Genomic DNA, 20,815 nt, shown 5'->3' on the forward strand with positions numbered 1-20,815 from the left:
GGATTGCTGTGAAGTCCGGATATAAAAAAAGCCCCGCCTGGATCACCAGGCGGGGCTTTTTAGTGGCCGATGGAATCAGACGAGAGGTTTAGGCTCGTGCTCTTTTTCCTCGGCTTGCTCGTGTTGCTCTACCGCTTCCTGAACGGAGCGCGGCGCTTCGTGGATCACCGACTCAACCGGCTCGGCAGCCACTTCGGCGGCCGGTGCAGGTTCGGCGGCGACAACCGCTTCAACCGGAGCAGCAGCGGCAGCCAGTTCAGCTTCCTTCTGCAGACGCTCGGCTTCACGCTTGCGACGACGCACTTCACGTGGGTCGTTAGGCGCACGGCCACTTGGCGTCAGGGCGCTGGCAGGAGCAGCTTCGACTTCCGGAGCCGGTGCTTCGGCAACGACCGGCGCATCAACGACTGGCGCTTCAACCACCGGCGCTGGAGCCGGCTCTGCAGCAGCAACCACCGGCTCGGAAACCATGGCTTCAGCTACTTGGGTCTCGGCAGCAGGCGCTGGTGTTTCAGCGACAGCCGGCTCGGCTACCCAGTTGAAAGCCGTTTGCTCTTCACGCACTTCGCGAACGGTTTCAGACACGCTTTCGACGACGGCTTCTGCAGCCTCCGCAGGTGCTTCAACCACTGGAGTCAGCTCGGCGGCAGCTTCAACGACAGGTTGTGCTTCCGGCGCTGGCGCTACTTCGATTTCCGGCGACGCAGTGACTTCGACGGGTGTGGTCGCTTCCACGACTGGCGCTTCGACTGGAGCGGTTTCCAGGGTGGCGGCAGTGGCACGTTCGGCTTGCACATTGGCTTCAGCTTCGGCTGGAGCACTGATCACGCTGCTGGCAACGGCTGCGGTCACAGCCAGGCCGGCGGCCAGATCGGCAGTGCTTGGCGCTTCAGCGTTTTCGCCGGACTCGGACTCTTCCGAACCTTCGATCACGTTGCCATTGGCATCACGCTGACGCTCGCGACGGTTGCTGCGACGACGCTGGCCACGGGAGCGGCGACGTGGACGATCGCCTTCGGCGCCTTCCTGACCGTCTTCCTGCGCTTGTTCTTCGCTGGTGGTCAGCTCTTCTTCGGCAGCGGCGGCAGCAGCTTGCTCGGCACGTGGCTGACGTTCTTCACGCGGTGGGCGTGGCGCGCGTTCTTCACGTGGCTGGCGAGCCGGACGCTCTTCAGCCGTTGCGGTAGCGGTATCAGCAGCGACAGCGGCAGCGGCCGGGGTGGCATCCAGAGGCTCGCGCAGTTCACGAACGCGTTCTTCGCGCTCGCCACGTGGCTTGCGGTCTTCACGCGGGGCGCGCGGTGCACGTTCTTCACGTGGAGCGCGTGGTGCGCGTTCTTCGCGGGCTACTGCCGGGGTTTCTTCACGGGTCTCGCGAGGCTCGCGCACTTCGCGTGGCTGACGCTCTTCACGCGGCTCACGTGGAGCACGTTCTTCACGCGGTGCACGTTCTTCGCGAGGCTTGCGCTCTTCATCGCGGCGACCGTTACGGTTGCGGCTCTGCTGGCGACCGTTGCGACGCTCTTCGTTGCGGGCCGGGCGCTCGGTGGTCGCAGGCTTTTCAACCACGGCCGGAGCAACGGGCTCTTCCTTGGTGGCGAACAGGCTCACCAGCGACTTCACCAGACCTTTGAACAGGCTTGGCTCCGGTACGGCGACCGGGGCAGGGGCCGGAGCGGCGACTTCGGTCGGAACCGGAGCGTTGGCACGGGCCGGAGCGGTCTTGACTGCGGCTTCCTGGCGAACCAGGGTGCGGGTCGCGGCGGCAGGCTGGACTTCTTCGACTTCGGCAGCGGCAGCGGCGATTTCGTAGCTGGACTGGTTGGTCGCGGCTTCCGGGCTGTCATCACGCAGGCGCTGAACTTCGAAGTGCGGCGTTTCGAGGTGATCGTTCGGCAGGATGACGATACGGGCACGGGTGCGCAGTTCGATCTTGGTGATCGAGTTGCGTTTTTCGTTGAGCAGGAACGCAGCCACCGGGATCGGCACTTGTGCGCGAACTTCGGCGGTACGGTCTTTCAGGGCTTCTTCTTCGATCAGGCGCAGGATCGCCAGGGACAGCGATTCAACGTCACGGATGATGCCGGTGCCGTTGCAACGCGGGCAGACGATGCCGCTGCTTTCGCCCAGGGACGGACGCAGGCGCTGACGGGACATTTCCAGCAGGCCGAAGCGCGAGATGCGACCGACTTGCACGCGAGCGCGGTCGGCTTCCAGGCATTCGCGGACTTTCTCTTCCACGGCGCGCTGGTTCTTGGCAGGGGTCATGTCGATGAAGTCGATGACGATCAGGCCGCCGATGTCGCGCAGGCGCAACTGACGGGCGATTTCTTCGGCGGCTTCAAGGTTGGTCTGCAGTGCGGTTTCTTCGATGTCGCTGCCTTTGGTGGCGCGCGCCGAGTTGATGTCGATGGACACCAGGGCTTCGGTCGGATCGATCACGATGGAGCCGCCGGAAGGCAGTTCGACTACGCGCTGGAAAGCGGTTTCGATCTGGCTTTCGATCTGGAAACGGTTGAACAGCGGGACGCTGTCTTCGTAGAGCTTGATCTTGCTGGCGTACTGCGGCATCACCTGGCGGATGAAGGTCAGGGCTTCGTCCTGGGCTTCGACGCTGTCGATCAGCACTTCGCCGATGTCCTGGCGCAGGTAGTCGCGGATCGCGCGGATGATCACGTTGCTTTCCTGGTAGATCAGGAACGGCGCGGCGCGGTCCAGCGAAGCTTCCTTGATGGCGGTCCACAGTTGCAGCAGGTAGTCGAGGTCCCACTGCATTTCTTCGCTGCTGCGGCCAAGGCCGGCAGTGCGCACGATCAGACCCATGTCGGCCGGGGCTACCAGGCCGTTCAGCGCTTCACGCAGTTCGTTGCGCTCTTCGCCTTCGATGCGACGGGAAATACCGCCGGCACGCGGGTTGTTCGGCATCAGCACCAGGTAACGACCGGCCAGGCTGATGAAGGTGGTCAGGGCGGCGCCCTTGTTGCCACGTTCTTCTTTTTCGACCTGAACGATGACTTCCTGGCCTTCGCTCAGGACGTCCTTGATGTTGACGCGACCTTCCGGGGCTTTCTTGAAGTATTCGCGGGAGATTTCTTTGAGGGGCAGGAAGCCGTGGCGCTCAGAGCCGAAATCGACAAAGGCAGCCTCGAGGCTTGGTTCGATGCGAGTAATCCGGCCTTTATAGATGTTGGCCTTCTTCTGCTCGCGTGCACCGGATTCGATGTCCAGGTCGTAGAGGCGCTGGCCATCTACCAGTGCAACACGCAACTCTTCGGGTTGAGTTGCGTTAATCAGCATTCTTTTCATGTAGTACCGTCGGTTTCCGGGCTGCCGGAAACGGCGTTCGGCACACACGACTTCTCACGGTCGGTGTCAGGTGCGTCGGGAGTGGTTGGCCATTTCCCGTGTCCAGCGAAGTCCGGCCAATGTGGGCCTTCAATCGCGACGTACGCGTCCTGCTTGCTGTGGCTACTTAAGCACTCAGTCAGGAGGAGGAATCAACCAGCGGCTGTGGACGAGATGAAGCGTCTTGAGAAAACCTGTTGCTACACAGTCCGGCGGTTGTGCATCTCCACCCTACACGTATCCCTGATAATTCGGGTGCTGCCGCGCGCAGAATCCGCAGCGGGTTGGCATTTACCGTGAGCTCCGAAAGGGGAGGTCACGCATCATGGCTAATTTAGGCGTTGTTTCCGATGCCTTCGCTCGGGGTCATTCGCAGCTGACTGCACTTTGTGAACTGGCCGTGAATATGGCTCGCAAAACGAGTGAAAACTCTGCTTTGTGGCGTGATTCAGGCCTCATGTCACCTGCGCTCGTTACACCTGCAAACTCCACCGTTACGTAGCGAAAGCCCCGTAGGACGGCCTCGCGTCCTGGTGAATTGCGTTGGTCAGGGCCGGTTTTTGACCGTTGGTCCGCTGTCCAGGCCGCTTTTGGCGGCGTTCGCGACTATAGCAGCAATGATTAAGTGCTTCAATTCCATAAAAAATTGTTATCATCCGCGCCATGACGACGACTACCCCCCCGACTCCAGGCGTACAACTGCTTGAGGTCTCGCCGGAATATGCCGGCCAGCGTATTGATAATTTCCTTCTCGCCCGACTCAAAGGCGTGCCCAAGACCTTGATTTACCGCATTTTGCGCAAGGGCGAAGTGCGCGTGAACAAAGGTCGGATCAAGCCCGAGTACAAGCTGCAGGCGGGCGATATCGTGCGCGTGCCGCCGGTTCGTGTGCCTGAGCGCGACGAGCCGGTGCCACTGGCACAAGGCCTGCTGCAGCGCCTCGAAGCCTCGATTGTCTTCGAAGACAAGGCGCTGATCGTGATCAACAAGCCTTGCGGCATTGCGGTTCATGGCGGTAGCGGCCTGACGTTCGGAGTGATCGAAGCCTTCCGTCAGTTGCGCCCCGATTGCAAGGAGCTCGAGCTGGTTCACCGTCTCGACCGTGACACCTCCGGCCTGTTAATGATCGCCAAGAAGCGCAGCATGTTGCGCCACTTGCATACGGCGTTGCGCGGCGATGGCGTCGATAAGCGCTATATGGCGCTGGTTCGCGGTAACTGGGCGTCCTCGATCAAGCAGGTACGAGCGCCTCTGGGCAAGAGCAATCTGCGCTCCGGCGAGCGTATGGTCGAGGTCGACGAGGAGGAGGGCAAGGAGTCCGTGACCGTATTCAAGGTCCTGCGCCGTTTTGGCGACTTTGCCACCTTGATCGAAGCCAAGCCGATTACCGGTCGTACTCACCAGATCCGTGTCCATACCCTGCACGCCGGGCATTGCATCGCTGGCGACACCAAGTATGGCGAAGAAGGTTTCAGCAAGGAAATCCGTGACCTGGGCGGCAAGCGCCTGTTCCTGCACGCCTACATGCTGACCGTGCCGCTGCCCGATGGCGGTGAGCTGAAGCTGCAGGCGCCGGTCGACGAGATGTGGGCCAAGACCGTGGAGCGTTTGAGTGCGCCCATCTGATTGCAAACTGCTGATTTTCGATTGGGACGGCACGCTGGCCGATTCCATTGGCCGGATAGTCGAGGCGATGCACGTTGCCTCGCAGCGTTCCGGGTTTGAGCGGCGTGATGACTTTGCCGTCAAGGGCATCATTGGCCTGGGCTTGCCGGAAGCGATCCGCACCCTGTATCCCGAGATTGATGATGCCGAGCTGATCGCGTTCCGCGAGCATTATGCCGAGCACTACATTGCGTCGGAGGCCGTGCCTTCGCCGCTTTTCGAGGGCGTGGTCGAGTCGCTCGAGGCATTTCGCGCCGAGGGTTATCATCTGGCCGTGGCGACCGGCAAGGCCCGTCGCGGGCTGGATCGGGTGTTGAAGTCCCATGGCTGGGAGGATTTTTTCGATATCACCCGCGCTGCCGACGAGACCGCCAGCAAGCCCCATCCGCTGATGCTCGAGCAGATTCTCGCGCATTGCGAAGTTCGCCCGGAACAGGCGTTGATGGTCGGGGATTCGTCCTTTGATTTGCAGATGGCGCGCAACGCCGGCATGGGCTCGGTGGCTGTCAGCTATGGTGCTCAATCGATCGAAGCATTGAAGTTGTATGAGCCGCGACTGGCCATCGACCGTTTTTCAGAATTGCATGCCTGGCTGAGTCAGCGGGCTTAACCGGTTGTTTGTGGGGTAATGGCATGACCGACGAATGGAAGGCGCCCGCGAAGGCGAGCGCAGAGAGCGGTGACGACAAAAGCTGGAAGCTGCTGGAAAAGACGCTGCTGGCCAGCGTGCAGGAGCAGCGCCGGTCCCGCCGCTGGGGAATATTCTTCAAGTTGCTGACGTTTGTGTACCTGTTCGGCGCCATTGCGCTGTTTTCGCCGCTGATGGACATGGAAAAGGCCGCTACCCGCAGCGCCAATTACACGGCGTTGATCGACGTGACCGGCATGATTGCCGACAAGGAGCCGGCCAGCGCCGACAATATCGTTGGCAGCCTGCGCGCGGCCTTCGAGGACGAGAAGGTCAAGGGCGTCATCCTGCGCATCAACAGCCCGGGCGGCAGTCCGGTGCAGTCGGGTTACGTCTACGACGAGATCCGTCGCCTGCGCGGCCTGCACCCGGATATCAAGCTGTATGCGGTCATTTCCGACCTCGGGGCTTCCGGTGCCTACTACATCGCCAGCGCGGCGGACCAGATCTACGCCGACAAGGCGAGCCTGGTCGGCTCCATCGGTGTGACAGCGGCCGGTTATGGCTTTGTCGGTACCATGGAGAAGCTGGGGGTCGAGCGTCGCACCTACACTTCGGGCGAGCACAAGTCGTTCCTCGATCCGTTCCAGCCGCAAAAACCGGAAGAAACCGCTTTCTGGCAGAGCGTGCTCGATACGACCCACAAGCAGTTCATCAACAGCGTCAAGCAGGGGCGTGGCGATCGCCTGAAGGACAAGGAGCATCCGGAGTTGTTTTCCGGCCTGGTCTGGAACGGCGAGCAAGCGCTGCCACTGGGGTTGATCGATGGGCTGGGCAATGCCAGTTCGGTTGCGCGTGATGTGATCGGCGAGAAAGAGCTGGTGGACTTTACCGTTCAGGAGTCGCCGTTCGATCGCTTCTCGAAAAAGCTCGGTGCCAGCGTGGCTGAGCATTTGGCGATGTGGATGGGATTCAACGGTCCGTCGCTGCGCTGATTGCGACGTGTCCATGAAAAACCGGCCTGTGTGGCCGGTTTTTTGGTATTTGAATTCAGGGTATTTGCACGCCTTCGGTCAGCAACATATCGATCAGACGAATCAGCGGCAGGCCGACCAGGCTGGTGGCGTCAGGCCCCTCGGTGCTGCGAAACAGGCTGACCCCCAGGCCTTCGGCCTTGAAGCTGCCTGCGCAGTCGTAGGGCTGCTCGGCGTGCAGGTAGCGTTCGATGCGTGGCGCGTCGAGTGTGCGCATGTGTACGGTGAACGGCACGCAGTCGACCTGGCAGTGCCCGGTCTGGCTGTTGAGCAGGGCCAGGCCGGTCAGGAACGTCACGCTGGCACCGCTGGCGGCCAGTAGCTGTTCGCGGGCTTTTTCGAAGGTGTGGGGCTTGCCGATGATCCGCTCTCCCAGCACGGCGACCTGGTCGGAACCGATTATCAGATGAGCGGTATGGCTGTCGGCCAGGGCTCGCGCTTTCTCTTCGGCGAGGCGTTTGACCAGCTCGATGGCGGATTCACCCGGGCGATGGCTTTCGTCGATATCCGGCGAGCTGCACGTGAAAGGCAGCTGCAAACGAGCGAGCAATTCCCGGCGATAGACCGAGCCGGAAGCGAGTAATAAAGGCAGCATGCGCATCTCCATAAGGCAGGTGCGAATTCTAGCGAGGCTTCCAAGTGACGGACAGGGCTGAATTTCCTTTGACATGGGCGGGGGCATCCCTATAATGCTGCGCCTATGTTGAATGACCCGATTCCACCTCACGTTGACCCGCGCAAATTGGCTGATCGTGGCACCACCCTTCAAGGTGAAATGCTGCTGGCCGATTTGGAGAGACTCTGCGACCCGCTTTCCGACAATGTCGGTACGGTGCAGGCTAAATTCGTTTTTGAACGAGATGAACGTAAATCTGTGGTCATCCACAGCTTTATCGACACTGAAGTCAAAATGGTTTGCCAGCGTTGTCTTGAGCTGGTCACCCTGCCGATCCACAGCGAATGCAGTTACGCTGTGGTGAAGGAGGGTGCGAATACCCAGTCGTTGCCGAAAGGTTATGACGTGCTGGAACTGGGCGAAGATCCTTTGGATCTGCAGTCACTGATCGAGGAGGAGCTTCTGCTTGCCTTGCCCATTGTGCCTGCTCATCATCCGGAAGAATGCCAGCAGCCGGCGGGTCTCGATGAGCCCGAACCGAGCGAGGACGAGGTAACGCGGTCCAACCCGTTCAGTGTATTGGCGCAGTTAAAGCGTGACCCAAACGTTTAGGAGTTAATCAATTATGGCTGTTCAGCAGAACAAAAAATCCCGCTCTGCCCGTGACATGCGCCGTTCGCACGACGCTCTCGAGGCTAGCACCCTGTCTGTAGAAAAAACCACCGGTGAAGTTCACCTGCGTCACCACGTATCGCCAGAAGGCGTATACCGTGGCCGTAAAGTGATCGACAAGGGCGCTGACGAGTAATCACTTGTCCGCTCAAGTCATCGCGATTGACGCAATGGGCGGGGACTTCGGTCCCCGCAGCATTGTCCAGGCCAGCCTTGCTTGCCTGTCTGCTACACCCTCGCTGCACCTGACCCTCGTCGGTCAACCCTCCCTACTTGAAGAATTGATCGCTGGCCATTCGGCTGTGGATCGCGCGCGCCTGTCGATTACGCCGGCGTCCGAAGTCATCACCATGGACGAAAAACCCGCCCAGGCCTTGCGTGGCAAGCCTGACTCATCGATGCGCGTGGCCCTTGAGCTGCTGCGTGATGGCAAAGTCCAGGCCTGTGTCAGTGCCGGCAATACCGGCGCGCTGATGGCGTTGTCGCGGTTCGTGCTCAAGACCCTGCCGGGCATTGATCGTCCGGCCATGGTGGCGGCGATCCCGACGCAAAAGGGTTACTGCCAATTGCTCGACCTGGGCGCCAACGTCGATTGCAGTGCCGAGCAGCTGTTGCAGTTTGCGATCATGGGCTCGGTGGCGGCGGAGACTCTGGGCGTAATCCGTCCACGTGTCGCGTTGCTGAACATCGGCACCGAAGATATCAAGGGTAATCAGCAGGTCAAACTGGCGGCGACCTTGTTGCAAGGCGCCCGTGGCATCAATTACATCGGCTTTATCGAAGGCGACGGTTTGTACCGTGGCGAAGCGGATGTGGTGGTGTGCGACGGTTTTGTCGGCAATATCCTGCTCAAATCCAGTGAGGGTCTGGCGACCATGATTGCCGCGCGCATCGAGGCGTTGTTCAAGAAGAATGTGGCCTCGCGCGCGGTCGGCGCACTGGCGCTGCCCTTGATGAAGCGCCTGCAGGCCGATCTGGCGCCTGCCCGGCACAACGGTGCGAGCTTTCTCGGCTTGCAGGGGATTGTGGTGAAAAGCCACGGTTCTGCCGGGGTCCAGGGTTTCCAAAGTGCCATTCAGCGCGCCTTGATCGAGATTCAGGAGAATCTTCCCGAGCGCCTGCACGGTCGTCTGGAGGATTTGTTGCTTTAGGCGTTTTCGTCGGACAATGCTTAAATGTGACCGCTTGGTTCGATGGGCCATCCAACTGTCAGTTTCTTGCGTCCCCAAAGCGGGGCGCCATTTCTCCGACGACAAGATCATTAGGGGCTTGTTACATGTCTGCTTCCCTCGCATTCGTCTTTCCAGGACAGGGTTCGCAGTCCCTCGGCATGCTGGCCGAGCTGGGCGCGCAACATCCGGTTGTCCTTGAAACATTCAAAGAAGCTTCCGATGCACTGGGTTACGACCTGTGGGCACTGACCCAGCAAGGGCCGGAAGAGCAACTCAATCAAACCGATAAAACCCAACCGGCCATCCTGACCGCTTCGATCGCCCTGTGGCGTCTGTGGCTGGCGGAAGGCGGCGCGCGTCCGGCTTATGTTGCCGGTCACAGCCTGGGCGAATACAGCGCACTGGTTGCTGCTGGCAGCTTGAGCCTGGGCGACGCGGTGAAACTGGTCGAGCGTCGTGGCCAACTGATGCAGGAAGCCGTTCCGGCCGGGCAGGGCGGCATGGCCGCGATCCTCGGCCTGGACGATGCCGACGTACTGGCAGCCTGTGCCGAAGCGGCGCAAGGCGAAGTGGTCAGTGCGGTCAACTTCAACTCGCCGGGCCAGGTGGTCATCGCCGGTGCCAAGGCTGCGGTCGAACGCGCCATCGAAGGCTGCAAGGCGCGTGGCGCCAAGCGCGCCATGCCGTTGCCGGTCAGCGTGCCGTCGCACTGTGAGCTGATGCGCCCGGCTGCCGAGCGTTTCGCCGAGTCGATCGCCGCGATCGACTGGCAGGCGCCACAGATCCCTGTAGTCCAGAACGTCAGTGCCCAGGTGCCGGCCGATCTGGAAACCCTCAAGCGTGATCTGCTCGAACAGTTGTACAAGCCGGTACGCTGGGTCGAATCGGTACAGGCGCTGGCAGCCAAGGGCGCGACCAACCTGGTCGAGTGCGGCCCGGGCAAAGTGCTGGCCGGCCTGAACAAGCGTTGCGCCGAAGGCGTATCGACATCCAACCTCAATACCCCAGACGCTTTCGCTGCCGCCCGTGCAGCGCTGGCCTGAATCAGGAGAAACTTGCATGAGTCTGCAAGGTAAAGTTGCACTGGTCACCGGTGCAAGCCGTGGCATCGGCCAGGCTATCGCCCTGGAACTGGGTCGTCAGGGCGCCATTGTCGTCGGTACCGCGACCTCCGCATCGGGTGCCGAGCGCATTGCCGCCACCCTGAAGGAAAACGGTATTCAAGGCACCGGCCTGGAACTCAATGTCACCAGCGACGAGTCCGTGGCGGCAGTCCTGGCGAGCATTCAGGAGCAGTTCGGTGCACCGGCGATCCTAGTCAACAATGCCGGTATCACCCGCGATAACCTGATGATGCGCATGAAAGACGACGAGTGGCATGACGTTGTCGATACCAACCTGAACAGTCTGTTCCGCCTGTCCAAGGGCGTTTTGCGTGGCATGACCAAAGCCCGTTGGGGCCGAATTATCAGTATTGGTTCGGTTGTGGGTGCCATGGGCAACGCAGGCCAAGTAAACTACGCTGCCGCCAAGGCCGGCCTGGAAGGTTTCAGCCGTGCACTGGCGCGTGAAGTCGGTTCGCGTTCGATTACGGTAAACTCGGTGGCCCCAGGGTTCATCGATACCGATATGACCCGTGAACTGCCCGAGGCGCAGCGTGAAGCCCTGCAGTCGCAGATTCCGCTGGGTCGTCTGGGGCAGGCTCAAGAGATCGCGTCCGTGGTCGCTTTTCTTGCGTCGGACGGTGCGGCTTACGTTACCGGAGCTACAATCCCGGTGAACGGCGGGATGTACATGTAATTCAAATGTGACGGATTGCTTCAAAAAAATGTCATACGAGCTGTCTAAAATCCGTTATAAAGCTGCAATCTATTTATAGGCAGAGGGTCACCGGGTTCGAGGAGTGAAGCTTTCAGTTGAAAAGCTGAAAAGTCTTTCTATACACTTACCCACTGGCCAGCTGCCTGAATTTGTCCATTAGGAGTGAAAACAAGGTATGAGCACCATCGAAGAGCGCGTCAAGAAAATCGTTGCTGAGCAACTGGGCGTTAAAGAAGAAGAAGTGGTCAACACTGCTTCCTTCGTAGAAGACCTGGGTGCCGACTCCCTTGACACCGTTGAGCTGGTGATGGCTCTGGAAGAGGAATTCGAGACCGAAATCCCTGACGAAGAAGCTGAGAAGATCACTACTGTACAAGCTGCAATCGACTACGTTACTAGCCACCAGGCGTAATAGTTTGTAATCGTTGCTCGCTGTCATGGAAAAACCGCACTGCCATCATGGCGTGCGGTTTTTTCTTTAGGCCTGATGCAAAGTCGTCATTTGAAAAAAAAGGAGAGTGCTGTGTCGCGTAGACGCGTCGTAGTCACCGGTATGGGTATGTTGTCGCCACTGGGCACGGATGTGCCGAGCAGCTGGCAGGGCATTCTGGCTGGCCGCAGTGGCATTGGTCTGATCGAACACACCGACCTTTCTGCCTATTCCACCCGTTTTGGCGGCTCGGTAAAGGACTTCAATGTCGAGGAGTACCTGTCGGTCAAGGAAGCCCGCAAGCTCGACCTGTTCATTCAATACGGTCTGGCCGCAGGTTTTCAGGCGGTACGCAATTCCGGTCTGGAAGTCACTGACGCCAACCGTGAGCGTATCGGCGTGGCCATGGGCTCGGGTATTGGCGGTCTGACCAATATCGAAGAAACCGCCCGCACGCTGCACGAGACCGGCCCGCGACGGATCTCTCCGTTCTTCGTGCCTGGCTCGATCATCAATATGATTTCCGGTTTCCTGTCCATCCACCTCGGTGCACAGGGACCCAACTACGCCATCGCCACGGCCTGTACCACCGGTACCCACTGCATTGGCATGGCAGCCCGCAACATCATGTACGACGAAGCCGACGTGATGATTGCCGGTGGCGCCGAAATGGCCGCCTGCGGTCTGGGCATGGGCGGCTTCGGTGCCTCCCGCGCACTGTCGACCCGCAACGACGAACCGACCCGCGCCAGCCGTCCCTGGGACAAGGGCCGCGATGGCTTCGTGCTGTCCAACGGTGCCGGTGCGCTGGTCCTGGAAGAGCTGGAGCACGCCAAGGCCCGTGGTGCGACCATCTATGCCGAGCTCATTGGCTTCGGCACCAGCGGCGATGCCTACCACATGACCTCGCCACCCGCCGATGGCGCCGGTGCCGCTCGCTGCATCACCAATGCGCTGCGCGATGCCAAGATCAATGGCGACCAGGTGCAGTACATCAACGCCCACGGCACCTCGACTCCCGCTGGCGACCTGGCCGAAGTCAATGCGATCAAGTCGGTGTTCGGCGAGCATGCCTACAAGCTGGCCGTCAGCTCGACCAAGTCCATGACTGGCCACCTGCTGGGTGCGGCGGGCGCGGTCGAGGCGATCTTCAGCGTGCTGGCCATCAACGGCCAGGTAGCGCCGCCGACCATCAACCTCGATGAGCCGGACGAAGGCTGCGACCTCGATTTCGTGCCGCACACGGCGCGCAACATGGATATCGATGTGGTCGTTTCCAACTCCTTCGGTTTTGGCGGCACCAACGGCTCGCTGGTGTTCCGCCGGTTCGCAGGCTGATGGACTGCTGGGTCGACGGTCAGCCGGCTGACGCTTTGTCGCTGAAGGATCGCGGCCTGGCTTATGGCGATGGTTTGTTCGAGACCGTCGCCGTGCGCAACGGGCAGCCCGTGTTGCTGGACCGGCATCTGTCGCGTGTGGCGCACGGCTGTTCGCGCCTGGCGCTTGCTGCCGATCAGGAATTGATCCGCAGCGAACTGCTGGCCTATGCCGCGGCGCTGGGTGACGGAGTACTCAAGCTCATCCTCACCCGCGGCGACGGTTTGCGCGGTTACGCGCCCGATCCCTCGGCTCAGGCCCGACGCATTATGCAAGGCAGCCCGCCTGCTGCTTATCCTGCCGTGCATGGCGAGCAGGGCGTTCGTTTGTTTCCCTGCACCACGCGATTGTCCAGGCAGCCACTGCTTGCCGGCCTCAAGCACCTGAATCGTCTTGAACAAGTCCTCGCCCGTGCCGAATGGCAAGACACCGAGCATGCCGAAGGCTTGATGCTCGATCAGGCCGGTCGCGTGATTGAAGGCGTGTTCAGCAATTTGTTCCTGGTGCGTGACGGTGGACTCATCACCGCTGACCTCAAGCGCTGCGGCGTGGCCGGGGTGATGCGCGCCGAAATATTGTTTCAAGCCGAGTCGCTGGGAATCCCCACGCAAATCACCGACATCCCCCTCGAACAGCTGCAATGGGCTGACGAAGTCTTTGTCTGCAACAGCGTGTATGGCGTGTGGCCGGTACGTGCCTGTGCTGCTCTTCACTGGCCGGTTGGCCCGCTCACCCGTAAACTCCAATCCATTGCCCGTGCACTACTGGATGCTTGATACGTGAGACGTAAACTCTTGCTGCTGCTGGAAACCGGACTGGTTCTGGCAGGGCTGATGATGGGGGCTTCAGCCTGGAAAATTCATTCGGCGCTGGTACAGCCGCTGAACATTGCCCAGGAACAATTGCTGAATGTGCCCAAGGGCACCACGCCGACCCGCACTTTCTACCGACTCGAAGCCAATGGCGTCATCAAGGACGCATTCTGGCTGCGCGTGTATTGGCGCTTCAACCTGGCCAAGCAGCCCCTGCACAGCGGCGAATATCGCCTGCAGCCGGGCATGACCGTCGAAAGTCTGATCGACCTGTGGAAACGCGGGGAAATGGTGCAATACAGCCTGACCCTGGTCGAAGGCTGGAATTTTCATCAGGTCCGTGCGGCCCTGGCCAAAGAGGAAAAGATCGAACAAACCCTGAATGGTTTGAGCGACAGCCAGGTCATGGACAAAATCGGCCATGCCGGGATTTTCCCTGAAGGGCGATTCTTCCCTGACACTTACCGCTACGTGCGGGGGATGAGTGACGTCGAGTTACTGAAGACGGCTTACGATCGTCTCGATGAGGTGCTTGCCAAGGAGTGGAATCAGCGTGCAACTGATTTGCCCTACAAAGGACCTTATCAAGCGTTGATCATGGCTTCGCTGGTCGAGAAAGAAACCGGCGTGCCGCAGGAGCGCGGGCAGATTGCCGGTGTGTTTGTGCGGCGCATGGCGATCGGCATGCTGTTGCAGACCGACCCGACGGTGATCTATGGCCTGGGTGACCGTTACAACGGCAAGTTGACCCGCGCCCATCTCAAGGAAGCCACCCCTTACAACACCTACATGATTTCCGGCTTGCCGCCGACCCCGATTGCCATGGTCGGTCGCGAAGCCATTCACGCGGCGCTGAACCCGGTGGAGGGCAGCAGCCTTTACTTCGTGGCTCGCGGTGATGGCAGTCATGTGTTCTCCGATGATCTGGATGCCCACAACAACGCTGTGCGAGAGTATCAACTGAGGCGTCGTGCCGATTACCGTTCCAGCCCGGCACCTGTTACTGCGCCCGAAACGCCGCAGGCTCCGGCTGAGGAGACTCAGTCTGCGCAATCTCAAACCGGGCAGGATCAGGCACCGATCCCGGCCGCTTCACCCGACACTGCTCCCGAGTCCGTGCCGCAAGTGCCAGCGCAAGAACCTGCGCCTGAACCTGCACCCATGCCCGCACCGGATGCAGCCGCGCCGCAAAACGCGCAATGACTCTGACTAAGGACTGCCTGTGACTGGCTTGTTTATTACTCTGGAAGGCCCGGAAGGCGCCGGCAAGAGCACCAATCGCGAATACCTGGCCGAGCGCCTGCGCGCCGCCGGCATCGAGGTGGTGCTGACCCGTGAGCCGGGTGGCACGCCGTTGGCCGAGCGCATCCGTGAAGTGCTGTTGGCACCTGTCGACGAAGTCATGAATCCGGATACCGAGTTGCTGCTGGTGTTCGCGGCCCGTGCCCAGCACCTGGCCGAAGTGATTCGTCCGGCGCTGTCCCGGGGTGCCGTGGTCTTGTGTGATCGTTTCACCGATTCGACATACGCCTATCAGGGCGGTGGTCGCGGATTGTCGCTGGAGCGCATCGCGGCCCTGGAAACGTTCGTTCAAGGCGACCTGCGTCCGGACCTCACGCTGATTTTCGATCTGCCTGTCGAGGTGGGACTGGCCCGTGCCAGCGCTCGCGGTCGCCTGGATCGCTTCGAGCTCGAAGGCCGGACCTTTTTCGACGCCGTACGCAATGCCTTCCTCAAGCGGGCCGAGGCGGATCCGGCGCGTTACGTGCTGGTCGATGCCGCCCAACCCCTGGCACAGGTCCAGCGATCGCTGGATGCCTTGCTGCCGCGCCTGCTGGAGTTGAACCGTGGCTGAGGCCTATCCGTGGCAGGAAACCCTTTGGCAGCAGCTGGCGGGGCGCGCTCAGCATGCACACGCCTATCTGCTGCATGGCCCGGCCGGAATCGGCAAGCGCGCACTGGCCGAGCGCCTGATGGCGAGCTTGTTGTGCCAGCGCCCGACGGCACTGGAGGCGTGCGGCGAGTGCAAATCCTGTCTGCTGCTCAAGGCTGGCAGTCACCCGGATAACTACATCCTGGAGCCGGAAGAAGCCGACAAGGCGATCAAGGTCGATCAGGTCCGCGATCTGGTCGGTTTCGTGGTGCAGACCGCGCAGTTGGGCGGGCGCAAAGTGGTGCTGATCGAGCCGGCCGAGTCGATGAACATCAACGCCGCCAACGCCTTGCTCAAAAGCCTCGAAGAGCCGTCCGGCAACACCGTCTTGCTGCTGGTCAGCCATCAGCCGAGCCGTTTGTTGCCCACCATCAAGAGCCGTTGTGTGCAGCAGGCCTGTCCGCTGCCGGGCGAGGCCATGAGCTTGAAGTGGCTGGCCCAGGCGTTGCCGGAGTGTTCCGAAGACGAGCGCGTCGAACTGCTGACGCTGGCCGCCGGTTCGCCACTGGCAGCGGTCAATCTCCAGGCCCAGGGCGTGCGTGAGCAGCGTGCGCAAGTGGTCGAAGGGGTGAAAAAGCTGCTCAAGCAACAGCAGTCGCCGACGCAACTGGCCGAAGAGTGGAAGAGCATTCCGATGCTGCGCCTGTTCGATTGGTTCTGCGATTGGTCGAGCCTGATCCTGCGCTATCAGTTGACCCAGGATGAAGCCGGCCTCGGTCTGCCCGACATGCGCAAGGTCGTGCAATACCTGGCGCAGAAAAGCGCCCAGGGCAAAGTCCTCGATATTCAGGACTGGATACTCGCCCAGCGCCAGAAAGTCCTGAGCAAGGCCAACCTCAACCCGGCCTTGCTGCTGGAGGCATTGCTGGTGCAGTGGGTGTCGTTGCCTGGCCAACGATGACTGTCAGCGCCTAGACTCCGAGTAACCCGACCGTCCCACCCATTCGATACAAGTTGCAGCCCTTTATGCTCGTAGATTCCCATTGTCACCTTGATCGCCTTGACCTGGCCGCCCACGACGGCTCCCTGGACGCTGCCCTGGATGCCGCCCGGCAGCGCGGGGTAGGGCACTTTCTGTGTATCGGCGTCAGCGCGGACAACGCGGCCGACGTCAAAGCCCTGGCCGACCGTTATGACGATGTCGACTGTTCGGTAGGCGTGCACCCCCTGGATGTGCAGCCGGGTGCCGCACCGGCGCTGGACTGGCTGTTGCAGGAGCTCAATCACCCCCGTGTGGTTGCCATCGGCGAGACCGGTCTCGATTACCACTACGAGCCGGAAGCTGCAGAGTTGCAGCAGGCGTCCTTTCGCCTGCACCTGCAAGCGGCGCAGCAGACCGGCAAGCCGGTGATCATCCACACCCGTGGGGCCCGCACCGATACCCTGGACTTGCTGCGTGAAGCGGCGCTGCCCCAGGCGGGCGTGCTGCACTGTTTTACCGAAGACTGGGAAATGGCCAAGGCTGCGCTGGACATGGGTTATTACATTTCCCTGTCCGGGATTGTCACTTTCCGCAATGCCGATGCGCTGCGCGATGTCGCCAGCAAGGTGCCGGCCGACCGCTTGCTGGTGGAAACCGACTCGCCGTACCTGGCGCCGATCCCCTATCGCGGCAAGCCAAACCTGCCGCAGTACGTGCGTGAAGTAGCGGAATTTCTGGCAATGTTGCGTGGTGAGCCCTACGAGCGGTTTGCCGAGCAGACCACGGAAAATTTCAAGCGGCTGTTCCCGCTGGCGCGCGTTAAAGGCTAAATCGCAGGCAAAAAAAACCCGGGTTCTGGGGGGTGAATCCGGGTTAAGACCATTAGGAGTAAAACAATGGCACGCGGTCCGTTGGTACCAATATCGGCGTAACACTTGGGGGAGATGTCCCGCCGACAGTTCAAGTATTGATCAGGATTGCGCCTCGTCCAGTTTGCCGACCCGGGTTTTTAAACAAATTTGGAATACGTGCGCTTCAGAAGAGTTCTCATCAACCGCAAATCGTGCGCGGAATGACCGGAAAGCGCAGATATGGTCGGATGATCCGTGCATTTTTGCGTAAGTTAGGCATAATACGCGGCTTCGAATTTTGACCCCGACAGACCTTTTCTTATGCATAAAGAACCTCGTAAGGTCCGTGAGTTTCGTCGCCGCGAGCAGGAAATTCTCGATACCGCGCTCAAGCTGTTCCTCGAACAAGGTGAAGACAGTGTCACCGTCGAGATGATTGCTGATGCCGTCGGTATCGGCAAAGGCACGATCTACAAGCACTTCAAATCCAAGGCGGAAATCTATCTGCGCCTGATGCTCGACTACGAGCGCGATTTGAACGAACTGCTGCATTCGGCCGATGTCGACAAGGACAAGGAAGCCCTGTCCCGTGCGTACTTCGAATTCCGCATGCGCGATCCGCAACGCTATCGCTTGTTCGACCGCCTCGAAGAGAAAGTGGTCAAGGGCAACCAGGTGCCGGAGATGATCGAGGAGCTGCACAAGATCCGCGCCTCGAACTTCGAACGCCTGACCCTGCTGATCAAGGGCCGGATCAGCGAAGGCAAGCTTGAAGACGTACCACCTTACTTCCACTACTGCGCATCCTGGGCGCTGGTGCACGGTGCCGTCGCGCTGTATCACTCGCCGTTCTGGAGCAATGTGCTGGAAGATCAGGAAGGTTTCTTCCAGTTCCTCATGGACATCGGCGTGCGCATGGGCAACAAGCGCAAGCGCGACACCGACACGCCCAGCAGCTGAGCCATTCAGTTGCCTTATTGCGCCATGATTTCGCTACTTGGCGCAGTGCCGCAGGAATATACTCAGGTAGAGGACTTGCTAAAACTTGATTTCTGAGTCAAGTTTTAGCGGCCCGATATTCTTCCGCCGGAGTGACCATGATCGTTGACCGTCAAGGCAGGCGTTTTCGCAACTTGCGAATCAGTCTGACCTCTGCCTGCAATTACGCCTGTACCTACTGCGTGCCCAACGGCAAGCGGCTGGTGGCTGCGCAGGATGAGTTGTCGGCCGAAGCCATGGCGCGCGGTGTGGCTTATCTGATTGAAGCGGCGGGGATCGAGCGTCTGCGCATTACCGGCGGCGAGCCGCTGGTCAGCCCGAAACTCGAAGCGTTCATGACGGCGGTCGGGAAGATGGGCCTGGAAGACATCAGCCTGACCACCAATGGCCAGTTGCTGGCGAAGAAACTGCCGTTGCTGGTGGATGCCGGCATCCGCCGTCTCAACGTTTCCCTCGATACCCTCGACGCCAGCGCGTTCCGCGGCATTGCCCGGGGCGGCGACCTGGCCACCGTGCTCGACGGCATGAACGAGGCCAGTGCGGCCGGCATGAAGATCAAGGTCAACATGGTGCCGCTGCGCGGGCAGAACCTCGACCAGGTGATGCCGTTGCTCGACTACTGCCTGGAGCGCGGCTATGAGCTGCGCTTCATCGAGCTGATGCGCATGGGCCACCTGGCCAACGATTCCAATGCCTTCCTGCAACAGTTCGTCAGCCTCCAGCAGTTGCTCAGCCTGATCGGCGAGCGCTACGAATACCTGCAAGCGGATGCTCCGGTGGATGCCACGGCCGTTCGCTACGAAATTCCCGGTCAGGGTCATTTCGGCGTGATCGCCAACGAAAGCGTGCCGTTCTGCCGGACCTGCTCGCGACTGCGTTTGTCCTCCACCGGGTGGCTGCATGGCTGCCTGTCGTCGAGCAATCGCCATTACATCGGCGACCTGTTGGACAAACCGCGCCATCAAGCCCTGCCGGCCTTGCAACGCCTTCTGGTGAAAGCCCTGGGTGACAAGCAGGAAGTGGCGTTCTCTGGTGGTGCGACTGTCATGAAGATCATTGGCGGCTGAACCGGCCTCATCGCGGGCAAGCCACGCTCCCACAAGGTTTTGCGTAAACCTCGACTTGAGCTGGCGCAAAAGCTGCATCCCACGGCCATTCGCCGGTTTTCCGACACCGGCCTCTGGAGGATAGGATGCGTAGCCTGGTTTTGCTGCTGGCCGTTTTGGCACTTGGTGGCTGCATGAACGTCAGCGATATGGCCGAAGGGACTCGTTACCATATGAGCGATGCCGGGTTGCTTGATCACAGCGATAGCCGTCGCGTAAACAACCTGCGCATCCAGCCGGACTCGTTCGTCTACATCGCCCAGGGCGCTTTCATGCCGCCGGGCAGCGCCGTTTACCCGCGACCCAACGTGATTGCCGAAGTCGCGTTCGATGGCTTCATCGAATACTTCCCGATGGTGCGCCGTGCCCGCACGCCGGAAGGCCTCGACCAGGCCATGGGCGAAGCCCGTGCCGCCGGTGCGCACTATCTGCTCTACACCCGGTTTGCCAAGTCGGACGACCGTATCGGCAACTCGGACGAGTGGCTGGATCAGGAAGCCCTGGATCGCCTCGGCGTGGACAGCGGTATGATTCAGATCATGTTGATCGAGACCAGCACCCAGTATTTGATTGATACTGCGACCATCAAGAGTCGTGGCGGTTTACTGACGATCCACGATAAAAAACCCGAAGACCTGATGGGCCCGCCGCTGGAACAATATGCGCGCAGTCTGTTGGGGATCAGCAATCAGTAAAACCAAGGAGAACGCCATGAGTGGCCCGCAAAAAGCCAACGACCTGCTGGGGCAAATCCCCAAGACCAAAGGCTTGCCGCCGGTGCACCTGTGGAATCCCGATTTCTGCGGCGACATCGACATGCGCATCGCCCGCGACGGCACCTGGTATTACCTGGGCACGCCGATCGGGCGCAAGCCGATGGTCAAGCTGTTCTCCACCATCATCCGCCGCGATGGCGATGACTACTTCCTGATCACTCCGGTGGAAAAAGTCGGCATCAAGGTCGACGATGCGCCGTTCGTGGCGATTGCGGTGGACGTGGAAGGCGAGGGCGAGGCGCAGGTGTTGCGCTTTACCACCAACGTCGACGAGACCACCGAGGCCGGTGCCGAGCACCCGATGCGCGTGGTCATTGACCCGGTAACCCAGGAGCCAGCGCCTTATGTGCATGTGCGCAGCAATCTTGAGGCGTTGATCCATCGCAACGTGTTCTACCAACTGGTGGAACTGGCGGTAAGCCGCGAGATCGACGGCCAGCGCTGGCTGGGTGTATGGAGCGGCGGCGAGTTTTTCACCATCGGTCTTGAACCCTGACACAAAACCCTGTGGGAGCGAGCTTGCTCGCGATGGCGGCGTGTCAGCGACATCAATGCTGACTGACATAGCGCTATCGCGAGCAAGCTCGCTCCCACAGTGGTTTGTGTGTACTCGGTAAATTCAAATTGACACCCAATCATATGATGATTAGCGTGGG

The 20,815-nt window shown here is 60.4% G+C and carries 21 protein-coding genes; 19 read left to right on the plus strand and 2 right to left on the minus strand.

The window, feature by feature from the left end; translation table 11 throughout:
* Window positions 1–75: 75 nt before the first annotated feature.
* On the minus strand, window positions 76–3,306 hold the full coding sequence (rne, locus tag EI969_RS09605) for a ribonuclease E (RefSeq protein WP_160387348.1): 3,231 nt from the start codon (window positions 3,304–3,306) through the stop codon (window positions 76–78).
* Window positions 3,307–4,008: 702 nt separating this feature from the next.
* On the opposite strand from rne, the gene rluC reads away from it, so the two are divergent.
* Genes rluC through EI969_RS09620 form a run of 3 tightly spaced genes read left to right on the plus strand, consistent with a single transcriptional unit; the run spans window position 4,009 to window position 6,633 of the window.
* The gene (rluC, locus tag EI969_RS09610) at window positions 4,009–4,971 is read left to right on the plus strand and encodes a 23S rRNA pseudouridine(955/2504/2580) synthase RluC (RefSeq protein WP_160387350.1); all 963 of its coding nucleotides are present in this window, start codon (window positions 4,009–4,011) and stop codon (window positions 4,969–4,971) included.
* A complete protein-coding gene (locus EI969_RS09615) occupies window positions 4,958–5,620 on the plus strand; it encodes an HAD-IA family hydrolase (protein ID WP_160387351.1) in 663 nt (220 codons plus the stop codon). Before rluC ends, EI969_RS09615 begins: the two co-directional genes overlap by 14 nt.
* Before the next feature lie 23 nt (window positions 5,621–5,643).
* On the plus strand, window positions 5,644–6,633 hold the full coding sequence (locus EI969_RS09620; protein ID WP_160387353.1) for a S49 family peptidase: 990 nt from the start codon (window positions 5,644–5,646) through the stop codon (window positions 6,631–6,633).
* A gap of 55 nt (window positions 6,634–6,688) precedes the next feature.
* On the opposite strand, the gene EI969_RS09625 is transcribed toward EI969_RS09620, so the two are convergent.
* Window positions 6,689–7,267 (minus strand): nucleoside triphosphate pyrophosphatase, encoded by a 579-nt coding sequence (locus EI969_RS09625; protein ID WP_160387355.1) that lies wholly within the window; start codon window positions 7,265–7,267, stop codon window positions 6,689–6,691.
* Window positions 7,268–7,372: 105 nt separating this feature from the next.
* Between EI969_RS09625 and EI969_RS09630 the strand changes: the two genes are divergently transcribed.
* The 16 genes from EI969_RS09630 to EI969_RS09705 all read left to right on the plus strand — a co-directional run bounded on the left by EI969_RS09630 (window position 7,373) and on the right by EI969_RS09705 (window position 20,655).
* Window positions 7,373–7,900 carry a YceD family protein gene (locus EI969_RS09630; RefSeq protein WP_008050439.1) on the plus strand — a complete coding sequence of 176 codons (528 nt, stop codon included), beginning with the start codon at window positions 7,373–7,375 and terminating at the stop codon, window positions 7,898–7,900.
* Window positions 7,901–7,913: 13 nt separating this feature from the next.
* Complete coding sequence (rpmF, locus tag EI969_RS09635; protein WP_003179396.1) at window positions 7,914–8,096, plus strand: 50S ribosomal protein L32; 183 nt, start codon at window positions 7,914–7,916, stop codon at window positions 8,094–8,096.
* A 4-nt stretch (window positions 8,097–8,100) separates the two neighbouring features.
* Window positions 8,101–9,111 (plus strand): phosphate acyltransferase PlsX, encoded by a 1,011-nt coding sequence (gene plsX, locus EI969_RS09640; protein ID WP_160387357.1) that lies wholly within the window; start codon window positions 8,101–8,103, stop codon window positions 9,109–9,111.
* A gap of 125 nt (window positions 9,112–9,236) precedes the next feature.
* A complete protein-coding gene (fabD, locus tag EI969_RS09645; protein WP_008050436.1) occupies window positions 9,237–10,175 on the plus strand; it encodes an ACP S-malonyltransferase in 939 nt (312 codons plus the stop codon).
* Window positions 10,176–10,191: 16 nt separating this feature from the next.
* Window positions 10,192–10,932, plus strand: a complete 741-nt coding sequence (fabG, locus tag EI969_RS09650; protein WP_160387359.1) for a 3-oxoacyl-ACP reductase FabG — start codon at window positions 10,192–10,194, stop codon at window positions 10,930–10,932.
* 196 nt (window positions 10,933–11,128) lie between these two features.
* Window positions 11,129–11,365: an acyl carrier protein gene (gene acpP, locus EI969_RS09655; protein ID WP_003175607.1), complete on the plus strand. Its 237-nt coding sequence runs from the start codon at window positions 11,129–11,131 to the stop codon at window positions 11,363–11,365.
* A 111-nt stretch (window positions 11,366–11,476) separates the two neighbouring features.
* Window positions 11,477–12,721, plus strand: a complete 1,245-nt coding sequence (gene fabF / locus EI969_RS09660) for a beta-ketoacyl-ACP synthase II (protein ID WP_150717480.1) — start codon at window positions 11,477–11,479, stop codon at window positions 12,719–12,721.
* Window positions 12,721–13,536 carry an aminodeoxychorismate lyase gene (pabC, locus tag EI969_RS09665; RefSeq protein ID WP_160387361.1) on the plus strand — a complete coding sequence of 272 codons (816 nt, stop codon included), beginning with the start codon at window positions 12,721–12,723 and terminating at the stop codon, window positions 13,534–13,536. The genes fabF and pabC overlap by 1 nt, the downstream gene beginning before the upstream one ends.
* A gap of 3 nt (window positions 13,537–13,539) precedes the next feature.
* Entirely contained in the window at window positions 13,540–14,775 is a 1,236-nt protein-coding gene (mltG, locus tag EI969_RS09670; protein ID WP_160387363.1) for an endolytic transglycosylase MltG, read from the plus strand.
* 19 nt (window positions 14,776–14,794) lie between these two features.
* A complete protein-coding gene (tmk, locus tag EI969_RS09675; RefSeq protein WP_160387365.1) occupies window positions 14,795–15,427 on the plus strand; it encodes a dTMP kinase in 633 nt (210 codons plus the stop codon).
* Window positions 15,420–16,406, plus strand: coding sequence for a DNA polymerase III subunit delta' (locus EI969_RS09680; protein WP_160387367.1), 987 nt, complete (start codon window positions 15,420–15,422; stop codon window positions 16,404–16,406). The genes tmk and EI969_RS09680 overlap by 8 nt, the downstream gene beginning before the upstream one ends.
* Before the next feature lie 65 nt (window positions 16,407–16,471).
* Complete coding sequence (locus EI969_RS09685) at window positions 16,472–17,257, plus strand: TatD family hydrolase (RefSeq protein WP_160387369.1); 786 nt, start codon at window positions 16,472–16,474, stop codon at window positions 17,255–17,257.
* 342 nt (window positions 17,258–17,599) lie between these two features.
* Entirely contained in the window at window positions 17,600–18,238 is a 639-nt protein-coding gene (locus EI969_RS09690; RefSeq protein WP_034149949.1) for a TetR/AcrR family transcriptional regulator, read from the plus strand.
* Between the two features lie 137 nt (window positions 18,239–18,375).
* Window positions 18,376–19,344 carry a GTP 3',8-cyclase MoaA gene (locus EI969_RS09695; RefSeq protein ID WP_160387371.1) on the plus strand — a complete coding sequence of 323 codons (969 nt, stop codon included), beginning with the start codon at window positions 18,376–18,378 and terminating at the stop codon, window positions 19,342–19,344.
* Window positions 19,345–19,469: 125 nt separating this feature from the next.
* Window positions 19,470–20,078 (plus strand): DUF4823 domain-containing protein, encoded by a 609-nt coding sequence (locus EI969_RS09700; protein ID WP_160387373.1) that lies wholly within the window; start codon window positions 19,470–19,472, stop codon window positions 20,076–20,078.
* A gap of 16 nt (window positions 20,079–20,094) precedes the next feature.
* Window positions 20,095–20,655 carry a DUF1285 domain-containing protein gene (locus EI969_RS09705; RefSeq protein ID WP_160387375.1) on the plus strand — a complete coding sequence of 187 codons (561 nt, stop codon included), beginning with the start codon at window positions 20,095–20,097 and terminating at the stop codon, window positions 20,653–20,655.
* Window positions 20,656–20,815 lie beyond the last annotated feature (160 nt).

It is taken from the genome of Pseudomonas sp. PB101 (assembly GCF_009764265.1).
Lineage (GTDB): Bacteria > Pseudomonadota > Gammaproteobacteria > Pseudomonadales > Pseudomonadaceae > Aquipseudomonas.

Excerpts from the sequence above, each read along its gene's own strand:
- fabD (WP_008050436.1), top strand. The coding sequence starts at position 9,237 with ATGTCTGCTTCCCTCGCATTCGTCTTTCCAGGACAGGGTTCGCAGTCC.
- EI969_RS09690 (WP_034149949.1), top strand. The coding sequence starts at position 17,600 with ATGCATAAAGAACCTCGTAAGGTCCGTGAGTTTCGTCGCCGCGAGCAG.
- EI969_RS09685 (WP_160387369.1), top strand. The coding sequence starts at position 16,472 with ATGCTCGTAGATTCCCATTGTCACCTTGATCGCCTTGACCTGGCCGCC.
- EI969_RS09625 (WP_160387355.1), bottom strand. The coding sequence starts at position 7,267 with ATGCTGCCTTTATTACTCGCTTCCGGCTCGGTCTATCGCCGGGAATTG.
- rne (WP_160387348.1), bottom strand. The coding sequence starts at position 3,306 with ATGAAAAGAATGCTGATTAACGCAACTCAACCCGAAGAGTTGCGTGTT.
- pabC (WP_160387361.1), top strand. The coding sequence starts at position 12,721 with ATGGACTGCTGGGTCGACGGTCAGCCGGCTGACGCTTTGTCGCTGAAG.
- fabG (WP_160387359.1), top strand. The coding sequence starts at position 10,192 with ATGAGTCTGCAAGGTAAAGTTGCACTGGTCACCGGTGCAAGCCGTGGC.
- rpmF (WP_003179396.1), top strand. The coding sequence starts at position 7,914 with ATGGCTGTTCAGCAGAACAAAAAATCCCGCTCTGCCCGTGACATGCGC.
- EI969_RS09620 (WP_160387353.1), top strand. The coding sequence starts at position 5,644 with ATGACCGACGAATGGAAGGCGCCCGCGAAGGCGAGCGCAGAGAGCGGT.
- EI969_RS09695 (WP_160387371.1), top strand. The coding sequence starts at position 18,376 with ATGATCGTTGACCGTCAAGGCAGGCGTTTTCGCAACTTGCGAATCAGT.
- rluC (WP_160387350.1), top strand. The coding sequence starts at position 4,009 with ATGACGACGACTACCCCCCCGACTCCAGGCGTACAACTGCTTGAGGTC.
- EI969_RS09700 (WP_160387373.1), top strand. The coding sequence starts at position 19,470 with ATGCGTAGCCTGGTTTTGCTGCTGGCCGTTTTGGCACTTGGTGGCTGC.
- acpP (WP_003175607.1), top strand. The coding sequence starts at position 11,129 with ATGAGCACCATCGAAGAGCGCGTCAAGAAAATCGTTGCTGAGCAACTG.
- EI969_RS09630 (WP_008050439.1), top strand. The coding sequence starts at position 7,373 with ATGTTGAATGACCCGATTCCACCTCACGTTGACCCGCGCAAATTGGCT.
- EI969_RS09705 (WP_160387375.1), top strand. The coding sequence starts at position 20,095 with ATGAGTGGCCCGCAAAAAGCCAACGACCTGCTGGGGCAAATCCCCAAG.